The organism is Nitrososphaerota archaeon (assembly GCA_011605775.1).
Lineage (GTDB): Archaea > Thermoproteota > Nitrososphaeria > Nitrososphaerales > JAAOZN01 > JAAOZN01.
Window position 1 is genome coordinate 1 of sequence record JAAOZN010000024.1, and the last position, 20187, is coordinate 20187.

Consider the following 20187-nt stretch of genomic DNA (forward strand, 5'->3'; position numbering starts at 1 on the left):
ACTCTTAGGCTACAGAGTCTACAACTACCTAAGCCAACACTTCAGGCAATATATATCGGAGGAGACGACGAGGAGGCTTGAAACCCTCATGGATCTTGTGGAGCAGGGAAAAGCCGATTACAATGAGATCTTAAAGGGGCTGCACCAAGAAATTCTGGAGATAAGAAAGGTCTGATAGAGGGCAAAAGCATCTATATGAGATTAAAGGTGTCTTTAACTTATCCGTTTTGTAAGAGTTTTCTCGTGTAGTTTTATTGCTGCGAGGACGAATGCTGTTGTGAAAGCGATGAGCGTTAAGAAGTCTACCGCGAGTGGGTTAAAAGCCTTTGTTTATGAAAAGCTGCCTAACCATGTCTGTGAAGTAGGTTAGTGGAGAAATCGAAGCTATTTCCCTCCCCCATTTAGGGAGTTATTCGAGTGGTATGAAGACTCCGCTTATGAAGACCAAAGGGAACTTTACAAGAGAGGATAGCATCATTGTTGTGGCTGGTATGTCTGTTGGCGGGTAAGCTGAAAGATAACCTCGTTATGTTGCTGTTAAAATATCTGGATCAGCTGCGGTTGGGATTTCTTAGAACAATCACTTTTTGTTGTAACCATAGTTACATTTAAAGATGGATGCCTACTTAATACTACGGGAAGGAAAGGAAAATGGATGAAACCCATAAGAGAGCTTTGCGAAGCGGCCTTATCGTGGTAGAAAAACTACTTCATGAAATATGTGACGATCTGGTTCAGAACGGCGACCACACCACACCTATCCTCTACGCTAAGATAAACGATGTCGACCCAAGAAGCGCGAAGAAACTTCTTAACCTCATCGAGTCAATGCTCGACGTAATTAGGCAGATTAAGGAGAAGTTTGACCTAGGGTCAAATCAAGAATCCATCCGTAGCCTAGTTTACAGCAGATTAAGTGAAATCTGGACCATTCTAGAAGATTTAAGACCGGAGAAGCTAAAAGCGTACGGTCAGATGTCCAAGGCTGATTCAGAGCTTTTGAGACCATATATCCTGAGATTATTGGGTATGCTTGATGATATTTTTCGCCTCCTTCGAAACACCCGTCCTGACGAGCGATGCGATTGATTATGATTTTCATTTGATTAGGGAACGCCCAGCAATCTATCCCTCAGCTTTGCTTTGCCTTTTAAGAATTTAAGACTCAGCCGACCCATCACGCCCCTATCCAAATAACTATGTTCGAACTTTTCCTGCACTTTTTCAGCAGCTGATTCTATTGTTCTGTATATGAATGAGTCGTCTCCTACATCAAGGAAGAGCATCTCCTCATTCAGCTTATTTAGAATAGCTCTACGCGCTTTGAATGCCCACTTCTCCATTCGCTCCTTAGTAATTATATCGGAATATTGTGGAAGAAGACCTTGCATCAAGTTCTTAACCATGGTGTGTAAGTCCTTTGGCTCATATGGAACCGCTGTATTTGCCTTCTTTACAAGCCTCATTCCCAGCCCCTCATAGAAGATTTCCGCTGGCGCATAGGGCGTTCTAGTCCCAAAGCCGCTGAGGTTCACAAGATAAGCCACTTCTACTTCGTCTTCTACCTTGCAGATGTAGGTCAGTCTATCGCTCGACAAGAATATTGGATAACCATCAACTCGAAAGACGAAGTCAAAATCCGGAGGTCTTCTATGAAGCTTCTGCACAACCTGAACTTTGCCTCTAAGGATATTGAAAGAGTTCGAGTGCAAGAATTTCGGGCCGAATTCTCGAAGTACATAATGATTACTTTCCTCGAGCTGAACAGCTGTGTTATCGTCGATTACGAGCACTGCACTTCGGTTAGAGTCCCAATTAGGATCCCAGTATATCCGAACCCCCTCCTTAAGAAAATCTTTAAGGTCCCACAGATTCTCTTGAATACTCTTCTCGTGCTCAGTCATATCCAATACGATTGAACCGAACGGAAGAAAGACATTGACCTCAACCCCACTCCTCCTTATGTTCAAGATAAAGTCTCTGTGCTCAAATAACTCGCCTACCTTTGGAAAGAAAGCGTCCAGTTTTACATGGGGTAAAAGCATAGACATTATCATCTAGATGATTACTAGAGAATTTAAATGTAACTGCGGTTACATCTGAATAAAGGCCCAGACCAGTAATTGTCAAACTCGGAGGCGCATCGCTCGCCTCGAGATTAACTCTATTCAGCAAGCCGCACAACTTCAAGCAATTTGTTGAAGCTAAAAGAAGTAACAATGGAAAAAATTTAAAGTGAATGGCAAGTGGTCCGAGCGGTAAAAACCTGATAGCGGAAGCATAAGTACGGGCCTAAGATTACTCAAATCTTGTTTAGTTAGTCGCTGCTCCCTAAATTCTATAATCGATTGTAGCTCCATCTGAAGAATATAATACCACGATTCTAACTCGTTGCCTGTAACTACGGTTACGTTTAAATCTTGCTGAAAGGAAGCTGATTGTTTGAGACCAAAAATGGTGCGCACAGAACGCTCAACACCATCAGCTTTGGAGACCAAGAAAAGCGTGATTGAGAAGAATCTTTCGAATATAAGTCTTCTCGAAGCCATCGAGAATTCTGACTCCTGTCCGCTATGCTATCTTTGGCTTAAGAGCGAGAGGAGATATTTGGAATATCTTCTCACCAATGAGGTAACGATGGATTCAGGGTTCAGAGAAAGAGTTCTATCTGCCAAAGGCTTCTGTAACCGTCACACCCACTTGCTTCACAAAGCCGCTCAGGGGGTGGGCACGGAAGACGGCTTGAGCTACGCCCTCTACATGCACAGTATTGTCGAAGAAGTCCGCAAAGAACTCGAGTCTCTACTCTTACATAATAGCGGTAGATCCACGTATAAAGGCATAGTTATATGGGGGAGGAAGCGGAAACAGACAATCACCCAGCTGGCAAAGGAGGTAAGCAAAGTGTATCAAGGGAAAAGGTGCTGCCCTGTGTGCGAATTTCTATGGTCCTCTGACCAGATGAACCTACACACCCTTCTCCATATGCTTGATGGGAAAGACTTCTGCGAAGAATTTAAGTCGTCGGGGGTGCTGTGCTTACCACACTTTGTGTCAGCTATTGAGATGGTCGGTAGAAGTAACCTCAAGAACCCAGCTGAAGTTGCCCACTCACTCATCGATCTTGAGGCAGGTCTCCTTGAGCGGCTACAAAGGCTCCTCTCTGAGTTCGTAAGAAAACAAGACTGGAAATTTAGAGAAGAGCCCCCTGGACCAGAGGTTAAAGCCAACTTCTTGGCTTTGAGTATACTTGTTGGTGTGGAAGGGCTTTATTCCTACAGCCTTAAGGCACACACTAAATTGGGATTCCGGGAAGGTCGATACGGACTTTTATTCACAAAGGAAGAATGAATGCAATGGTTGTGAGCAATAAAGTCGCTCGGAGCAGAGCTCTAAGATTCGTAGTCTTGCTTGGTTTGGTCAGCCTCTTCGCTGATATGACGTATGAAGGTGGGCGTAGTATTACAGGCCCTTACCTAGCGTTCTTGGGGGCAAGTGCTGCTGTTACAAGCATCGTAGCAGGATTGGGTGAGTTCATAGGCTACGGCTTACGTATGGTATCTGGGCATCTGGCCGATAGGACTGGCCGCTACTGGGCAATCACATTCATCGGATACGGCTTGAACCTATTCGCTGTTCCTCTCTTAGCCATCGCTGGCAACTGGGGTTTGGCTTCGTTTCTGATAATTACGGAGCGAATAGGGAAAGGCTTCAGGACTCCTGCTCGTGATGCCATGCTCTCCTACGCTACCTCTGAGACTGGGCGGGGTTGGGGATTTGGTCTTCACGAAGCCATGGATCAAATTGGCGCTGTATTGGGTCCGCTAGTGGTAGGTACGATTCTGTATTTTAATGGAAGCTTCTCTGAGAGCTTTGGGGGTTCTGCTGATACCCGCTCTCCTTGCTTTAAGTGTGTTGGTAGGTGCGAGACTGCTTTATCCGCACCCGAAGGAGCTGGAACCCTCTAAGGTTCAAAAGATAGGTGAAGCGTTACCTCGCGTATTCTGGTTTTACCTTGTTTTTGCGGGTCTCAGCGTAGCTGGCTACGCCCACTTTCAGCTGATTTCATATCACTTCTCATCATCTAGGCTGATCACGGATGCGCAGATTCCTGTGTTCTTCGCCGTCGCCATGGGAGTCGACGCCTTAGTAGCACTACTTGTTGGGCGTCTCTTTGATCAAGTAGGTTTGCTTGTGTTGGTAGCTGCTCCTCTCCTGAGTATACCTGTTGCCCCTCTGGCCTTTTCTATTGGCTATGGGGCAGCGCTACTCGGCGTAATCTTTTGGGGTGCCGCTATGGGTATTCAAGAAACTCTCATGAGGGCAGCGATAGCGGTTATGACTTCCGTTGAGAAGCGTAGCTCCGCCTACGGTATCTTCAATACGGTCTATGGGCTTTACTGGTTCATGGGAAGTGCAGCTATGGGCTTCTTATACGGCATCAGCATAGCCTACGTTATTATTTTCTCTCTCGCGCTTGAACTCTCGTCTTTAGTCTGTTTTCTTCTGCTGGGCTTACAAGCAATTAGACATCACTAGACGTGTTTAATTGCGCGTAATCGATACGCTTGTATCTGTAACGAAGCCTACATCAGAATATCTTTTAAGCTCCTTCGATAGACTGTATTTGATATAGATATGGGGAACTCTGTAGATAGCCCACCAGATAGCTGGCTCATAATTGCATACGACGTCCCCAATGAACCCTCCAAGCTCAGGCTTCGAGTGTGGAGGGAGATGAAGAAGGCTGGGGCGCTCTACCCTTCCTTCTCATTCTGCGTTCTGCCGAAAACAGCTAAATCTATGGAGCATGCTTTAAATGTAAAAAATAAGATCAAGGAATACGGGAAGGCAGTGATCCTTGAGGCGAAGGCGATCAGCGAAGAAGATCACAACACGATAATCACCCTCTTCCAGACGGAGAGAGAAAAACAATACGAAGAGATCCTAGAGGAATGTCAAGAATTCATCCAAGAAATCGAAAACAACATAGCAAGTCAAAAGTTGACAGACGAAGAGGTGGAAGAAATGGAGGAGAGCTTAGAGGGGCTTGAGCGCTGGTTTGAGAGGATCAGGACAATAGACTGGTTCACCGGCTCACCGAGTAGAGAGAAGGTTGAAAAGGCGCTAGGTGAGTGTAGAGATGCATTGGCGAATTTCGCCGAAAGAGCGCAAACCAAAAGGTTAACGCAACAACCCGAAGAGCCGAGAAAGAAATAGAGTGGATGTAACCACCGTTACATTTAAGAGGAACTCTTAACAACGAACTGCTTGGCATAAGATGCTGTTTAAGAGCCGGAAAAGCGACAAGGTCCGAATCAAACTCGACGAAAGTAAGAGAATAGAGGTAATACGCCTTATTCAACAAGAAGGCTGCCCAATATGCAGAGCGTGCAATGAGCATCTAGAAAAGGGGTGGTTCTGGTTCTTCACCGAGGCTTATAGCGAAGGCTCGCTAGTAAGTAAGTATATTGACTACTGGGGTTTCTGTGAAAAACATACCAGAATGGTGGCGAAGATCGGACCAAAATGGCAGAAGTCTGTAATCTACTCGTGGACGATCAACGATAAGATCCCTAGACTTCAACGCCTGTTCAAAGCGTTACAGACCTATAGTGAAAGCAACTTTGTCCAACGGATCGTTGCTTTAAGAGGCTGGAGGAAGATAATTAGAGACATTATGCCCAAGGGAGGCTGCGTCTTCTGCGAGAATATCGCCTACACAGCAAGGTACTATATCCGTGCTCTTCTTGATGCACTGGCTTATCCAGATGTGCGAGACCTCTATAGAAGGTCTCCAGGACTATGCATGCCACACTTCTTTCAAGCGCTTGAGCTACTTGACGAAAAATACGCACCTCAACTTAAAGAAATCTTAGAGGTTCAGATAGAGCATCTGGAGCAATTGAAGAAGGATTTTGAGGAATTTTTCAGAAAGGAGGACTATCGTTTCTCCCTTGAACCCAAGGGCAAAGAGCAACTTGCATGGCTTCGGGCAATGAAAATATTCTCAGGAGAGACATAGATACGACCTTGAAGCAGACTCAAAATGGGATAGGGATTAAAGAAATAAGGTTTCTTCTATGGGTTTCGATGCCTATGATTGTTAGTCCTCAAGTCTACTTCCCTCTCCCTCAAGCCCCAGGCTTACGTCACAAAAATAGAGAACGCTCATATATGGTTGGTAGTAGGTCATTTTCCTCTCATTTAACGTGCCGGTCTCCCGTTAACTACTCCTATCCAGATATGAGCGATAGAGAAATGGTGCGGGGGGTGGGATTTGAACCCACGAACGGCTGACCGAGCAGATCTTGAGTCTAGGCGTCGCTCTGCCCCCTTTTGTCGCCTACCTCAAGGGCTTTGACCTGGCTCGGGTTGGGGGTTCTTCACTAACCCCCGCGCCCCCCGCCTATAATCCCCTCTCCTCTACTCTGATTTAAACTGCTTCTATCTTTTTGGCGTAAATGCGGTCATTATTACGATGATTATTAGGAGAGCGACGAAGAAGATGGTGTATATTCTTGAGAGGCGTTTAGCTCGCTGCTGGCTCTTTATTTCGCTTTCTCTGCATTCGTTGGAGCAGTAGGTCTTTCCTACCGGTATGGCTTTGCCACACACCTTGCAGTGGGTGTGCGGAGGTATCTGGGTTTTTTGCTGTGACATCTCCACTCAGCCTACGATTAGCGTCCCTATATCTCTACCTCTCAACGTCTCTCTGATGGCTTCTACGCTGCATCGGATGATTCGTGTAGGTATCTTAGACCTCTCTATGATCTTGAGCGCGAGAGGGTCCATCAGCTCGTAGGTTCCAGCATATATCTCACCCTCCAATATGCGCCTCAACTCAACCACACTAATCTCTCTAAGCAGCTTCGCATCAGAGTACCTCCTAGGATCCTTATCGTAGACCCCCTCAACATCAGTAGCGTTCACAAAGAGAGATGCTGAAAGGCGTTCAGCGAGGAGCGCAGCTACCGCGTTTGTGCTCTGCCCAGGCTGGAAGCCGCCAGCAACAACCACTCTGCCTGTAAAAGACGCTTTAACCGCCTCATCTAACGTATGTGGCGGGTAAGGGTAGGCTGATTGGCCGAGTGCTACGATAAGGAGTTTAGCGTTTATTCTAGCGACATCTGTCCCGAATTCGTCTAGCGTCGATTGGTCCGCGCCAAGATTCTTCGCATAATCTATATAGCGCCTAGCCGCTTCGCCTCCACCCGTGATTACTGCGGGTATCTCAGCTTCTTTGATGGAGTCTCTTATTACTTGTGCTACTGCTTTGACTTCTTCAGAGCCTCTGTCGAATAGGCTGCCAGTAAGTTTGAGTATGACTCTCTTCTTCAATCTCTTAGGAAGAGTGGGGCATCGGATTATATTCTTAACGGTTTCAAATATTTCGTCTACTCAACCATCTTTAGCAGGTCTGAGGCGGTTATTATCCCTATTACCTTACTGTTTTCAGCAACCAGAACCGCTTTACAATACTTTATAAGCGGAAGTATCGCTTTTGCCGGGGTTGATACGTCAACAATAGGTGGTGGCGGGTCCGCTAAATCCCGAACTAGGGCTTTACCCACCTTCTCCGGGTCTCCGCTCATCATTCTCTTCATAATACCCTCCTCTGTAATCAAGCCAACAATCTTATCGCCATCAAGCACAGGTAACTGGCTGAAGCCTTGTCTTCTCATGACCTCAGCCGCAGAGGCCGCTGTATCTTTTACCGATGCGAAGACAACGCTCCTACTGCATATATCACCAGCCTTCGGCGAGTTCTTAGCCTCAAGCATACCGAGGACCTCAAATATCCTTCTGGCGGTCTCGTAGCTGGGTTTGCTTCTCCCAGATTCGATCTGGTTGATCAAAGAGGTGCTAACACCAACCAGCGAGGCTAACTTCCTCTGCGTCAAACCGAGCCTAAGCCTTATACGGCGAATCTCCTCCAGCTTCGGAAACATCACATCCACTAATTCATCTATCTAACCAGCCATATTATAAAGTTGTTCACCCCTCTCCACCCATTTGCATACTCTGGTACAAGTCAGAGTAGCGCCTAAAGAAGGGGTTAAAAAGGTTCAGGCTAACACAATGAGCGAGAAAAGGGTCGGAATCACAGATAGAGAATTGAAGGTTTATCTCTATTGCGAAAGTTGGCATATCTTCAAAATATCTGGATTACAGATGGTGAATCGAGAGGCATGGTTTGAGTATAGGTCTGATTAAGTTTATAAGATGTTAATCTGAAGGATCTTTGAACAAGGGTTGAAGGTGCTGGTAGAGGGCAGCGTCTCCTTAGCTTAAGGTGGATGGTGTGCCTACTTCAAGATCTGTGGCATTATATAGGGTGAAGCGTCTCCTCGCCGAGCTGTCAGAGAAGAAGGGTCGGGGGACTGAGCTGATCTCACTCTATATACCGCCAAAGAAGGCTCTGCACGAAGTCATATCAGCCCTAAGAGAAGAGTACGGCACAGCAGCCAACATCAAATCCGATACGACAAGAAACCATGTGATGGATGCGTTGGTCAAGACCATGCAGCGGCTCAAGCTCTACAAGACCACTCCAGAGAATGGGTTGGTGATCTTCTGCGGCGCCCTACCCACCGATGGACCTGGGAGCGAAGCCATCTTCCTGTACGAAGTCTACCCGCCTAAACCTGTTCAAACATACCTCTACAGATGTGACGACCACTTCCACCTGGACATACTAAGGGATATGCTGAAAGAGGAGAAGACCATAGGGCTGCTCTCCATAGACGCTACTGAAGCAGCCATAGGCGTCCTAGCAGGCTCACGGTTTGAAATAGTAGATGAAGTTACATCAGGGGTAAGCGGCAAACATAGGGCAGGGGGGCAATCCGCAAGAAGATTCGAGAGGTTAAGAGAAATGGAGCTCACAGAATACTATCACAGGGTAGCGAGGCACGCAAACAAAGCGCTACTAGAAGACCACAACGTCCAAGGTCTAATAGTAGGAGGACCAGGAGGTACAAAGGACGACTTCCTAAAAGGCGAATACCTCGACTATAGGCTGCGCAAAATGATCCTAGCAGTATTGGACACATCCTACGCCGGGCGAGAAGGGCTAAGAGAACTCGTCGACAAAGCCTCAGATATCCTTCAAGACATAAGGTTGATAGAAGAGAAGAAGCTCGTAACAAGGTTCCTGAAAGAGGTCAACTCAGCAGACGGCTTGGCGATCTACAGTGTTAAAGACGTCTTGGAAGCGCTGCAGAAAGGTAGCGTTGAAACAGTGTTGGTTTCAGAGGACCTCGACTGGATCCATTTGAAGATGGTCTGCGCAAAATGCGGCTCAACAAGAGAAGCTAACATCCCAAGATCAAACTACATTCAGGAAAAGCAGAAGCTGATCAGCACACCCTGCGAAAACTGCGGCTCACTAGAATTTGAGGTTTCAGAGCAAGACTTTATAGAATACCTAGCGGACCAAGCCTACCTCTCAGGGGCGAATGTTGAGGTAATATCTTCGCGAAGCGAAGAAGGTGAGATGCTGAAGAGCTTCGGCGGTCTAGCAGCGCTACTAAGATACAGATAAAAAGAGGGGTGCGTAACCAATGAAGATAAGCTGGAGGAGATACACCAAATACTTTGGCGGCTTAATCTGCTTCTTCGCAGGAATACACATAGGCAACGCATACGCTACAGGGTACTGGAGGTTCGACCCATTCAACGTAGGCTGGGATACCGTTGGGAGAGGCGTCATACTGCTCATAATAGGGCTACTCTTCATATACTGGTCAGAGCAAAAGCACTAGAAACTCTTTCCAAGCAGCATCATTCACTTGGAAGAACCAAGACTTACTACAATAAACAAAACCAAGGAAAACCCCAACACACAACAGGCGCTTAAAATTAACGAGTTATTCTACATCACCGGGTGTAGTCTTCCGTAGAAAGGTTTTGACGCCTTTTTACTCTGGCTCTCTAGCGATCAATATGGCAGAAACACGGGTTGTCAAGAGTAGAAGGGGTTGAAAAGTTGATAAACGCCTTTAGAGACCAATAAATGATCTACGGCAACAAGAGAACTTATTTAGCAAATACATTTAATACCTAAATCCAACAACCTCACTAAGCTGATGGCATCTAAGGGGCGTTTAATCCCAAGGCAGCCTGAAGTCAACATAGGCACAGCAGGGCACGTAGACCACGGGAAGACAACGTTAGTCGAGGCTATCACAGGAATATGGACGAGCGCGCATAGTGAGGAACTTAAGAGGGGTATAACTATAAGGGTTGGTTACGCAGATGCAGCCATTTACAAGTGCCCTATCTGCCCGAGCCCAGACCGATACTCACCTTACCCAACGTGTCCGCACTGCGGCTCATCCACTGTTCTGCAAAGGGTTGTGAGCTTCGTCGACTGCCCGGGGCACGAAAGTCTCATGGCCAGTATGCTCTCAGGCGCCGCTGTGATGGATGGGGCCCTGCTGGTTATTGCCGCTAACGAGCCGGTTCCACAGCCTCAGACTAGAGAACATCTCATGGCGCTTCAGATGCTGGGGATGAAGCATATCGTAATAGTTCAGAATAAAGTTGAGTTGGTCGATGACCAGAAGGCGTTAGAATCATACCATGCGATCAAAAGGTTCGTCACTGGGACCGTTGCTGAAAACGCGGTAATTATACCAATTTCAGCTCAGAATCGAATAAACATAGATGCGGTTTTAGAGGCTATCGAAACAAACATACCCACACCTCAGCGTGATCCAAATGCGCCACCATTAATGCAGATCTTACGCTCTTTTGATGTAAATAAACCGGGCACAAGCGTTCAAGACCTTAAAGGGGGTGTAGTAGGGGGTACGCTGCTCCAAGGCGAGCTGAAGGTTGGTGATGAAATAGAGATAAGACCGGGTTTAATAGATGGGAAGCCTCAGCCGCTTTTTACTAAGATTAGGAGCTTGGGTACAAGTGCTGGGCTTGTGGAGAAAGTGAAGCCTGGAGGGTTGATCGCTATAGGCACATCTCTCGACCCAGTGTTAACGAAGTCTGATTCACTTCTGGGCTCTGTAGTTGGGCATCCCAATACGCTTCCACCTATTCTAGACTCCATTAGCATGTCGGTCCAGCTCTTTGAGACAGCTGTTGGTTCACCAGACTTGGCTAAGGTTGAGAAGATAAGGAGCGGCGAAGTTCTGCGGCTTAATGTTGGCACAGCTGTGACAATAGGCAACGTGAAAGCGACGAAAGAGAACATAGTTGAGGCAACTCTCCGCCGCCCAGTGTGCGCAGATAAAGGGGCGAAGGTAGCTATATCAAGACGCATCGGGGACCGTTGGCGTCTTATAGGAGCCGGAGTATTGAACTGAGGATAGAGCCTTGGAGGTAGTCTTGGATACAAGCTTTCTTCTCGAGCTAGTTTCAAAGCCCATTAAGCGGTTGGACGAGTTAGAAGTTTTATTAGGAAAGGTTGAGTTTATCATATTAGAGCCTACAGTCAAAGAGTTAAAGAGGTTGGCATCTAAACCCGGGGTTAAGGCTAAGAAAGCCTACGCGGCACTAAAATATGTAAAGAATCTTAGAGTCGTGAATCTGGACGATAGGCGGCTGAATGTTGACTCGGCGATACTTTACTATGCTCTGAAGCATGGCGCGGCTGTGGCAACCCTAGACCAAGAGCTGATGGGTAGACTCAAGGAAGAGGGTGTGGTTGTTATCACTTTGCGTGAGGACGGGGTTTGGGTTGACCGATAACCGCAACCGAAACCTTCTTAATCTAATTCTTTGCAGCATTCTCCGAGGCTACGAGGGTGCGTAAGTTGTTCTACATAGTCGAGTTAAAGGATGTTATTAGGGTGCCGCCATCCAAGTTTGGCACACCCTTAAAGGATGTAGCTTATGAAACACTCAGAGCCAAATATGAGAGCAGTATAAGCCCGGAGTACGGCTACTTGATCTACATAATTGATTTAGATGTGGATAGGGTGGGGAAGATAATACCCGGAGATGGAGCGACTTATCATCATGTCAGCTTTAAAGCTTTAGCGTTTTTGCCTAAGCTGCAAGAGGTTATAGAGGGTGAGGTTGTGGAGGTCACCGACTTCGGCGCCTTCATAAGGATAGGTCCGGCTGATGCTTTACTCCATCTTTCACAGATTGCTGATGATTACTTGACTTGTGATGTGAAGCAAGGTGTGATAACAGCGGCGCAGTCCAAGAGGACGCTTTCGGTAGGCTCTAAAGTCAGGGTTAGAGTTACTGCAGTAAGTCTGGGTCGTGGTGCTGCTGCTGGGAAGATAGGTGTAACTTGCCGTCAACCCTTCCTGGGCGCTCTGGAGTGGATAGAAGAAGATTTGAAGAAGGTTGAGGCTAAGCCTGAAGCAAAGAAGGCTGAGAAGAAGGAGAAAGGGTAAATATGGTTAAAGAATACGCTTGCAGGCAGTGTAAAACGTTAACTACGGGCAAAGTCTGCCCAAACTGCCACTCCACAGATCTAACACCAGAATGGTTTGGTCTAGTCATAATTTTGGATGTAGAGCGCTCGCAGGTAGCGAAGGCATTGAATATTAAGACACCAGGCAAATACGCCTTAAAAGTGACTTAACGGAGAGCGTGAGCCATTGGGTATATCGGCGTTTTATCCTCTCCCTGAGGATCTTAGGTCTGAGCTTAAAAAGCCGTTAGGCAAGCTCATACGAAGTAGCGAAATCTCCAAGCAGCGTTTACTAGAAGAGGTTTGTGGTGCCAAATTTGTGGTAGCTGTCGGCGACGCTACCTCGGAATCTTTAAGTCGTCTGAAACTTCAGCCACACATCTATGTTGTAGATGGTAAAGAGCAGAGAGGTGTAAGGCAGCCCCCTCTCTTAGAGGCTAGGAGTGAGATCAAGGTGAAGAATCCACCTGGCTTTATATCTGAAGAGGCGTTTGAGGCGATCTTGAAAGCAGCAGCGTTAGAGAAACCGGTGAGAATACTTGTTGAAGGTGAGGAGGATCTTCTTGCTCTTGTCTTCCTAGCCACATACCCGTCTTCAACGCTTTTGTTTTACGGTCAGCCGAATGAGGGCGTTGTCGCAGCTAAAGTAGAGCGGTGTAGAGAGAAGGCGATCTATGTTCTTGAGAGAATGGGTGTACCCAGAAGATTGATAAAACCTCTACAAGAGGCTGACCTATCTTCTTAAATATGGATGATGATGTCCCCTACCGCGAGGAGACTTGGCATTTGAGGTCGTAGAGGATAGAGAGAACCCTTTGCTTAATAGGAGAGAGGTTGTCTGCGTATTCCCAAGCAGCGCTGGTAAGATAACACGTGCCGATGCCGTGAAGGCTGTGTCACAGATGTTCAATATACCCTCGGAGCTAATAATCCCAATAAGTATCGAGCAGTCACAAGGGGTTAGAGACGCTAGAGTTACTTTATACATCTTTAAGAACCCTGAAGATGCCAAAAGGCAACTACCTAAACATATTCTGCAACGCTTACTACCAAAGGAGGAGCGTAAGAAGCTGGCGGAGCAGAAGCGTAAGCCTAAGGAGGAGAAGAAGCAGTAGGTGAGTGGAGATGGCTGAAGCCGAGAAGGCTGTGAAGAAAAAGGTTAGCCCAAAGGTATGGCAGTTCTACAAAGTTGAGGGAGAGAAGCTCATTAGGTTAAGAAGGGAGTGCCCGAGATGTGGTAGAGGATACTTCCTAGCTGAGCATGGGGATCGATATACTTGCGGGAAATGCGGCTATACCCAGTATAAGAAGAAGTAAGTGCTACCCAATAAGTTCTTCTCGAACCATCTTGACCGCATTTGGTAAAATTATGGGTTGGAAGGGTTTAAGGTACTTGGGCGAAGCGGCAGCCACAAGTACGCTCTTTTCTCCCAGTGTGAGGTAGCCTTCTTTGAATGCTTCGACGAAGTTCTTTATTCTCTGCGAAGGTGGGGTCAGTTTGATCGCGTAGTAAATGAATTCCGCTATATCCCAGCTCGGGTCTCCGCCCTCCATCGCTTGCTCGAGATCTGTCAGATATAGCTTTGTGCCGCTGTAGAGTGTGTTGCTCGGTTTGGTGTCTCCAACCGTATATCCCTTATTATGTAGCTCAGCTAGGGTTTTACCATATAGTCTGATCGTCTCCAGATCCTCGCTCTCGCCGCTCAGATACTGGTTGATAATTTCACCCAGGTTCTTGCCTTCTATAAACTCTGTAACCAAGATTCTTTCTGAAAGATACACTACTAGAACGTGTGGGGTATTAAAGCCTAGTTCCCTAAATTTAAGAAGGGCGGTGTATTCATATGCCATCCTAGCATCAGGATTCTGCTCGAACCTCTTCGTCGGGATCGCCCATATGTTGAGGAGGGCCCATTTGAAGGCAACTATGTTCTTGAAGCGTTTAACGACAGCTTTTTGATCCCTTCTCCCATCTGTGATCTCTAGCAGTTGTGTGGTGCTGTAGAACTCACCCAAACCTTTAAACTTGGTTTCAGCAGATGCGTCGAAGCCTAAGTGTTGTTTAATATCCTTTACCCAGTCGTCGCACTCCACCACAAGCCTTCCTTCACTAACGGTAATCGCTTTCGTAGGCTGCTTTAAGAGTTCAGGCGTCTCGCCAACAGAACGGCTTCTACTCAGCTTAGATAAGATTTCTTTTCCGACAATATCTAATCCAACTCGCCCAGCATAGCTATGCACAGCATATTGAGTTATGCCGCGTGAGGCGTAGGTGATAATAGAGAGGATCTTAGCCATCTGATTGACTCTTATGCCAGAGTGCTTAACCTTTGCTCTGCCATCTATAAGGGTAATCAAGCCCTCTTTTTCGATCTCCTTTAAGGCTTCTCTGAAGCCACTAAGTGTTGCCTCAAGATTTCTTGCTCTAGAAGGTCCGCCATATGTTTTTACGTAACTGTAGTGCGCTGGCGGATATATTGCTGCTCTCTTCTTCAGCTTATCGAAGAGAAAGTATTCTGGCTCTATCAGCAGTATGGTAGAAAGTTCGCCGTAAGTTAATGCTAGATCTCTTAACGCTTCGAGTATGACCCTTTTCTTATAGGCTACTTCGATGCTTCTTAGGTATTCGGCGCCTCGGACAGCTTCATAGATGTTGAGCAGTCTTCCAACGACAAATTCCCCTAGCTTCGCTTTCTCGGCGTCCTCTCTAAGAGCTTTTGCATCCACAAGCAGAGCTGAGATTGGTACTTCTCCTTGAATGTATCTGTAGCGTACAGCTGGTTTATAGTCTTCCAACACTATAAGCACATCGTAGTCACTGTCTGATTTTGCATAGCCAGCTACCCTAGAGCCGTAGAGGCATACGCCGACAGCCTTGTTCTCTTTTATTATAGGCTCTATGACCCTCTCTACTGCCTTCACTTCCTCTTCTCTAACATACTTGGGCTTCTCCTCAGGGTTGCTCATCGTCTGCACTCTTCTAACTCCTTTAACTTCGCTAAGAGAGATTGATCGAACTTTAGGTTAAGAATAGAATGAATGGAGAGTCTAACGACGTTGCTGTCTGGTGTTAATCTGATCGTCGGAAGCCCCTTAGCAAGCCAATGCTTCAAAACCTTCTCATGCAGCTTCTCATCCACCAAGCCGTTGCTGAACTTCCTCTTTAGAAGCCTTCTTAAAGACCTATCTTTATAGATTCTCTCAAGTTGGGAAAAGCCGCTGGTATCCACGTGAACTGTTTCAAACATACTTGATGTAAGCTCAGATGACAACATCTCTCTGCTGCTGAACTGCTTCACTAAAGAAGCGTAGTGCAGAAACTCGTGCGCTAAAACAGCGTGTAGAGTTGCCTTAGAACCGTAGACGATCAAGGCTGCTGTAACCTGCACAACGATCTCCAGAGCCCCATTGACCTCCAGAGGCAGCGTCCGAGCATATACGACACCTATCTGTGAGGGTTCAAGCGCACTAGCCATTATGGGTAGGAAGGGTTCAACATAGTAAGGTGGATACTTCAACCCAGCCGCTTTTTCAACCCTCTTGACCCCCTCATCCAGATACCTTAATCTAGCACCGATCTTCTTCATGACACTCTTAGGAATCCGAGTCTGGACCTCAGGATGCTCCAGTCTGAATAGAGGCTCCAACCTCTTCGCTCACGACCGTAAGATTATCCGTACCTCCTTTACTTAAGGTTATAAGCGGACTCTCCGAAACATAGTATAGGGGTTATGGAGCCGAGCTCTGCGGGGTTGAAGGATCTGAGAAAAGCGCTCGTTGAACTAGATCCGCAACTCAGGGAGAAAGCCGAAGCCCTATTCAATTGGTTCAAAGAGAAGAAGAAGGTTGTTGTAGCCCTCTCAGGTGGTGTGGACAGCTCTCTAGTAGCAGCATTCGCAAGGCTAGCATTAGGCGATAACGCAACAGCGGTCACAGGCATCTCCCCAACACTAGCCCCTTCAGAGCTTGAAGACGCTAAAAGAGTAGCCAAATTCATAAACATAAGACACATCTTACTTCAGTACTCAGAAGAAGCCAACGAGAAGGTGGCTGCAAACCCTCCAGATCGATGTTACTACTGCAGAAGTGAGCTCGCTAATTTGCTGAAACACGTACACCTAGAAGAGGCTAATGTTACACTTGTGGATGGAGGAGTAGTAGACGACCTGAAGATGAGACGTCCTGGCGTAACGGCGCTTAGAGAGAAGGGTGTACGGAGCCCACTTCAGGAAGTTGGTTTATCAAAGCAGGAGGTCAGACTTATTGCAAAAGCGTTGGGGCTACCGAACTACGATAAGCCCTCTAACGCCTGTTTAGCATCCCGCTTCCCCTATGGTCAAAAGATAACGCCTAACGATGCACAAAGGGTTGCCGAGGCTGAAGAACAGATCAAAAAGACTACAGGCGTTAAGCAGATAAGAGTTAGAGTGCACGGCGACTTAGCAAGAATCGAGGTGGGTAGAGAAGAGCGTAAACTATTCTTTAACGAAGAAATCTTGGACAGAATACACTCGAATCTAAGAGCCTTAGGGTTCAAATACATAACACTCGACTTAGCAGGGTATAGGACAGGTAGCTTAGATGAAATGCTCTAGTGTGGACGCTACGCCGCTCTGTCCTCCCTTCACTACTCTTCTTATGTTCTACTTGGGTAGTGTGTAGACCGGCTCCCGCGTTTTGCTGCTCATTTCTACGAAGGTCTCGGTATGCGTTATGCCGTCGATGGCTGCGAATTTGTTTGAGATGAGGTCGTGAAGCTCATCGAGATTCCGTGTTTTTACGAAGATTATCAGATCGAATCTACCAGTGACTTCGTGGACGCTCCTCACTTCATTAAGCGCAAGTAACGCATCCATAACTGCGGTTCTGCGTTTTGAATCCACGTTGGCGCCGACGATAGCATCAACATTGTAGCCAAGTAGCTGCTCGTTTACAATAACTGTAAACTTCTTTATCAAACCCCTTTTGATTAGCCTCTTAATTCTGCTGTAGACCACGGACGGGTTTACATTTATCTTCTTGCTGAGCTTTGGGACAGATAGGCTGGCGTCCCTAACAAGCTCTTTAAGGATCTTCATATCTGTATCATCGATTTTACCCATTTATCGGCTTCACCGCCTATTAGTTGCAGAGGAACTGGTTAATAAACTTAAATATTTTGCTGATATTTGCCTAGGAACCGCACGACCTTAGGAGGGGCACGCTAGTCCAGGAAGCCCTTCACCTCTAACAGCTCAGCAACCAGAACCGCACCTTTGGCTGCACCCATCTTCGTATTGTGTGATACCAATACATATTTCACACCGTTCTCAAGCGCCTCATCGAGTCTAATCCGACCGACAGTAGTAGCCATACCATCTTCTCTGTTACGATCAAGCCTCGGTTGAGGTCTGAATGGGTCATCTAGCACGTGGATCATCTTATTTGGCGCTGAGGGCAGCTTGAGCTTCTTAAGATCACTGCCAGCTTCATCCATAGCCTCTTTGACCCCCTCCACAGTCAAGGACCTCTGCGCGGAGACAAAGACAGACTCAGTATGTCCGTCTCTGACGTTAACTCTCGTGCAGGTGCAGCTGACCTTAAAAGGTGCGTACTCTATACCCCCGGCTCCAAGCTCACCCAGTATCTTGAGAGTTTCTGTCTGAACCTTCTCCTCCTCCTTAGGTATATATGGTATAATGTTATCGATGATGTCAAGCGCTAGAACCCCTGGGCTTCGACCTGCACCGGAAACGGCTTGCATAGACGTCATAAAGACTCGATTAATGCCGAATTTATCGTAGATGGGTTTGAGCGTTATGACAAGCCCGGTTGTCGTGCAGTTGGGTATAGGTGTTATAAAGCCTCTCCAACCTCTCTTCTCCTTCTGCCTAGATAAGAGAGCAACGTGCTCAGTATTAACCCCAGGGACAAGGATAGGAACATCAGGCTCGTATCTGAAGGCTGAAGCCGTACTTACAACAGGTTTCTCCTTTGCATACTTAGGCTCAAGTAGGACAGCTTGATCAGACTCTAAAGCTGTAAATACCAAGTCGCAGTCATCCACTTTCATCGTGGAGGCGTCCTCCACCTTCATCTTCAAAACCTCTGGGCTGGGCTCCTCGTCGCAGAACCAACCCAATGAACCGCCCTCACGCCTAAGGGCTTCCTCATATGTCTTACCCGCCGATTTCTGTGAAGCAGCCAGCTTAGCTATAGTGAACCAAGGATGCTTCTGAAGAGCCACCACAAACTGCTGGCCAACGACGCCGGTAGCCCCCACTATAGCGACCGAACGCATACTACTACCCTTCTCTACACCAAAAGATATTCTTTGTGTCTAAACTACGCATATCGCCCTCATACAATTATGCTTCAAACAAAACGTAAAAATAAGTAGTAACAACCCCCTCATTAATGAGCTCCGGTGGTGTAGCCCGGTCAAGCATAGCGGCCTTACCAAATAAAAGGGGGCCAGTCGAGTCGCTGATCGCGGGTTCAAATCCCGCCCGGAGCACCACATTCACAGAAGCGGTTGGCTACGACTTACCCTGTGAAGCAGAAGATAAATATTTGTCTCTTTGCCCTTCATTAGAGAGTAGGATGAAAGGTGTTACTGGTTTAAGTGTAGCTCTAATCGCAGCAGCCTTTCTAATTTCTATATGTGTGTATCCCTATCTTCCAGAGATGGTAGCTTCACATTGGAATGCGATGGGCGAGGTTGACGGCTACTTACCTAGGTTTTGGGGTGCTTTTCTCGTGCCCCTTATCATGGTTGGGCTCTACCTTCTCTTCCTAGCAATACCTCGAATCGATCCCCTAAAGGAGAACATTATGCAGTTCATAAGCTACTATTACGGGTTTGTTGTGGTTATGCTGCTGTTTATGTTTATCATCCATAATCAAGTCACACTTTGGAATCTAGGGTTTGCCATCAGCCCCAACATAATTCTCCCAATAGGCATCGGCGTGTTATTCATCTATGTCGGGCTACTGCTTGGTAAGGCGAAGAGGAATTGGTTCATCGGCATCCGAACACCTTGGACTTTAAGTAGCGATGCGGTCTGGGCTAAGACTCATAGGATCGGTGGACGCCTCTTTATGTTCGCCGGTGTAATCTCTATTGTGGGTGTCCTCTTACCAGACTATGCGTTTTTGTTTATTCTCTTACCAATCTTAGTGGTAGCTTTCTACACGATAGCATACTCTTACTTCGCTTATCAGGATGAGATTAAAAAGGCTGCTGAGTAGCGTGGCTTATTCTGGCTGTTTCTTAGTAGAGGGGAGATCAAGGATCATTCTAACGACCCCTAGCTCAGACATACTGTATTTGAAACCCAGTTTCTCCCCAACGTGTATCATGATTCTGTTGTCCGGTAGGCAGTAGATCTTGAGCCTTTTTAGCCCCCTCTTTTCGCCTTCACGAATGAGTTCGCTGACTAATGCGGTGCCAAGTCCTTTGTTCTGCCAGTGGTCTTGGACTACGATGCCTATCTCCCCTACATCGCCTTCTATGTAGATGCGCGCATCTGCTATTATCGCTGGGCTGCTTTCTCTATCAACCACACCCACCAAAGCTATCTCATCCTTCTTGCTGATCGCCGCCATCTTTTCCGCCTCCTCAAGCGTAAGTTTATCCCTGAATACGAAGAAGCGGTTATAGATCGTGTCTTGAGACAGTGAGTTGTACATTTCGAGCAGCTTGAGCGAGTCATCGACATCAATATACCTAATCTTCACAAGAGAACCATCTTTGAGCCTAACCTCCTTGATAAATACCTCGCGAGTAGGTTCTGAGCGGCTCAATATGTTGAGCTCAT

The 20187-nt window shown here is 46.9% G+C and carries 25 protein-coding genes, 2 tRNA genes and 1 pseudogene; 18 read left to right on the top strand and 10 right to left on the bottom strand.

Annotated elements, in window-relative coordinates; translation table 11 throughout:
- Together HA494_01920 and HA494_01925 are read left to right on the top strand one after the other, a co-directional pair.
- Positions 1-175, top strand: a 175-nt coding sequence (locus tag HA494_01920; GenBank protein ID NHV96536.1) for a hypothetical protein, incomplete at its 5' end; no start/stop codon positions are given.
- 476 nt (positions 176-651) lie between these two features.
- Entirely contained in the window at positions 652-1089 is a 438-nt protein-coding gene (locus HA494_01925) for a hypothetical protein (protein ID NHV96537.1), read from the top strand.
- A 17-nt stretch (positions 1090-1106) separates the two neighbouring features.
- Here HA494_01925 and HA494_01930 read toward each other — a convergent pair whose 3' ends face one another.
- Positions 1107-2051 (bottom strand): hypothetical protein, encoded by a 945-nt coding sequence (locus HA494_01930; GenBank protein NHV96538.1) that lies wholly within the window; start codon positions 2049-2051, stop codon positions 1107-1109.
- Between the two features lie 673 nt (positions 2052-2724).
- Here HA494_01930 and HA494_01935 point away from each other — a divergent pair.
- The 4 genes and pseudogenes from HA494_01935 (at position 2725) to HA494_01950 (ending at position 6025) form a co-directional block, all read left to right on the top strand.
- Entirely contained in the window at positions 2725-3351 is a 627-nt protein-coding gene (locus tag HA494_01935) for a hypothetical protein (protein ID NHV96539.1), read from the top strand.
- 5 nt (positions 3352-3356) lie between these two features.
- Positions 3357-4539, top strand: a pseudogene (locus HA494_01940) (MFS transporter).
- Positions 4540-4638: 99 nt separating this feature from the next.
- On the top strand, positions 4639-5220 hold the full coding sequence (locus HA494_01945) for a hypothetical protein (protein ID NHV96540.1): 582 nt from the start codon (positions 4639-4641) through the stop codon (positions 5218-5220).
- A gap of 61 nt (positions 5221-5281) precedes the next feature.
- The gene (locus tag HA494_01950; GenBank protein NHV96541.1) at positions 5282-6025 is read left to right on the top strand and encodes a hypothetical protein; all 744 of its coding nucleotides are present in this window, start codon (positions 5282-5284) and stop codon (positions 6023-6025) included.
- A 237-nt stretch (positions 6026-6262) separates the two neighbouring features.
- On the opposite strand, the gene HA494_01955 is transcribed toward HA494_01950, so the two are convergent.
- The 4 genes from HA494_01955 to HA494_01970 form a co-directional block, all read right to left on the bottom strand.
- Positions 6263-6400, bottom strand: a tRNA-OTHER gene (locus HA494_01955).
- Positions 6401-6447: 47 nt separating this feature from the next.
- Entirely contained in the window at positions 6448-6663 is a 216-nt protein-coding gene (locus tag HA494_01960) for a DUF2116 family Zn-ribbon domain-containing protein (GenBank protein NHV96542.1), read from the bottom strand.
- A gap of 6 nt (positions 6664-6669) precedes the next feature.
- Positions 6670-7341, bottom strand: a complete 672-nt coding sequence (pyrH, locus tag HA494_01965; GenBank protein ID NHV96543.1) for a UMP kinase — start codon at positions 7339-7341, stop codon at positions 6670-6672.
- A gap of 56 nt (positions 7342-7397) precedes the next feature.
- Complete coding sequence (locus HA494_01970) at positions 7398-7952, bottom strand: CBS domain-containing protein (protein NHV96544.1); 555 nt, start codon at positions 7950-7952, stop codon at positions 7398-7400.
- 344 nt (positions 7953-8296) lie between these two features.
- Between HA494_01970 and prf1 the strand changes: the two genes are divergently transcribed.
- The 9 genes from prf1 (at position 8297) to HA494_02015 (ending at position 13705) form a co-directional block, all read left to right on the top strand.
- On the top strand, positions 8297-9547 hold the full coding sequence (gene prf1 / locus HA494_01975; GenBank protein NHV96545.1) for a peptide chain release factor 1: 1251 nt from the start codon (positions 8297-8299) through the stop codon (positions 9545-9547).
- 19 nt (positions 9548-9566) lie between these two features.
- A complete protein-coding gene (locus HA494_01980) occupies positions 9567-9767 on the top strand; it encodes a hypothetical protein (GenBank protein ID NHV96546.1) in 201 nt (66 codons plus the stop codon).
- 324 nt (positions 9768-10091) lie between these two features.
- Positions 10092-11324, top strand: coding sequence for a translation initiation factor IF-2 subunit gamma (locus tag HA494_01985; GenBank protein ID NHV96547.1), 1233 nt, complete (start codon positions 10092-10094; stop codon positions 11322-11324).
- A gap of 10 nt (positions 11325-11334) precedes the next feature.
- Complete coding sequence (locus HA494_01990) at positions 11335-11709, top strand: hypothetical protein (GenBank protein ID NHV96548.1); 375 nt, start codon at positions 11335-11337, stop codon at positions 11707-11709.
- Between the two features lie 65 nt (positions 11710-11774).
- Positions 11775-12368, top strand: a complete 594-nt coding sequence (locus tag HA494_01995) for a DNA-directed RNA polymerase (protein NHV96549.1) — start codon at positions 11775-11777, stop codon at positions 12366-12368.
- A 2-nt stretch (positions 12369-12370) separates the two neighbouring features.
- Entirely contained in the window at positions 12371-12559 is a 189-nt protein-coding gene (locus HA494_02000) for a DNA-directed RNA polymerase, subunit E'' (GenBank protein NHV96550.1), read from the top strand.
- Positions 12560-12575: 16 nt separating this feature from the next.
- Complete coding sequence (locus HA494_02005) at positions 12576-13133, top strand: DUF359 domain-containing protein (GenBank protein ID NHV96551.1); 558 nt, start codon at positions 12576-12578, stop codon at positions 13131-13133.
- A 34-nt stretch (positions 13134-13167) separates the two neighbouring features.
- Positions 13168-13503: a hypothetical protein gene (locus HA494_02010; GenBank protein NHV96552.1), complete on the top strand. Its 336-nt coding sequence runs from the start codon at positions 13168-13170 to the stop codon at positions 13501-13503.
- A gap of 10 nt (positions 13504-13513) precedes the next feature.
- Entirely contained in the window at positions 13514-13705 is a 192-nt protein-coding gene (locus HA494_02015; GenBank protein NHV96553.1) for a 30S ribosomal protein S27ae, read from the top strand.
- Positions 13706-13708: 3 nt separating this feature from the next.
- Here HA494_02015 and HA494_02020 read toward each other — a convergent pair whose 3' ends face one another.
- Both HA494_02020 and HA494_02025 read right to left on the bottom strand, forming a co-directional pair.
- Positions 13709-15355: a hypothetical protein gene (locus HA494_02020; GenBank protein NHV96554.1), complete on the bottom strand. Its 1647-nt coding sequence runs from the start codon at positions 15353-15355 to the stop codon at positions 13709-13711.
- On the bottom strand, positions 15352-16035 hold the full coding sequence (locus HA494_02025; protein NHV96555.1) for a hypothetical protein: 684 nt from the start codon (positions 16033-16035) through the stop codon (positions 15352-15354). The genes HA494_02020 and HA494_02025 overlap by 4 nt, the downstream gene beginning before the upstream one ends.
- Before the next feature lie 84 nt (positions 16036-16119).
- Between HA494_02025 and larE the strand changes: the two genes are divergently transcribed.
- A complete protein-coding gene (gene larE, locus HA494_02030) occupies positions 16120-16983 on the top strand; it encodes an ATP-dependent sacrificial sulfur transferase LarE (protein ID NHV96556.1) in 864 nt (287 codons plus the stop codon).
- A 48-nt stretch (positions 16984-17031) separates the two neighbouring features.
- Here the strand turns inward: larE and HA494_02035 are convergent, their stop codons facing one another.
- Complete coding sequence (locus HA494_02035; protein NHV96557.1) at positions 17032-17490, bottom strand: Lrp/AsnC family transcriptional regulator; 459 nt, start codon at positions 17488-17490, stop codon at positions 17032-17034.
- Between the two features lie 101 nt (positions 17491-17591).
- Positions 17592-18668, bottom strand: a complete 1077-nt coding sequence (gene asd / locus HA494_02040) for an aspartate-semialdehyde dehydrogenase (GenBank protein ID NHV96558.1) — start codon at positions 18666-18668, stop codon at positions 17592-17594.
- 120 nt (positions 18669-18788) lie between these two features.
- On the opposite strand from asd, the gene HA494_02045 reads away from it, so the two are divergent.
- Positions 18789-18887, top strand: a tRNA-OTHER gene (locus HA494_02045).
- An 83-nt stretch (positions 18888-18970) separates the two neighbouring features.
- Positions 18971-19618, top strand: a complete 648-nt coding sequence (locus HA494_02050) for an SdpI family protein (GenBank protein ID NHV96559.1) — start codon at positions 18971-18973, stop codon at positions 19616-19618.
- A 6-nt stretch (positions 19619-19624) separates the two neighbouring features.
- On the opposite strand, the gene HA494_02055 is transcribed toward HA494_02050, so the two are convergent.
- A complete protein-coding gene (locus tag HA494_02055) occupies positions 19625-20173 on the bottom strand; it encodes a GNAT family N-acetyltransferase (GenBank protein ID NHV96560.1) in 549 nt (182 codons plus the stop codon).
- Positions 20174-20187 lie beyond the last annotated feature (14 nt).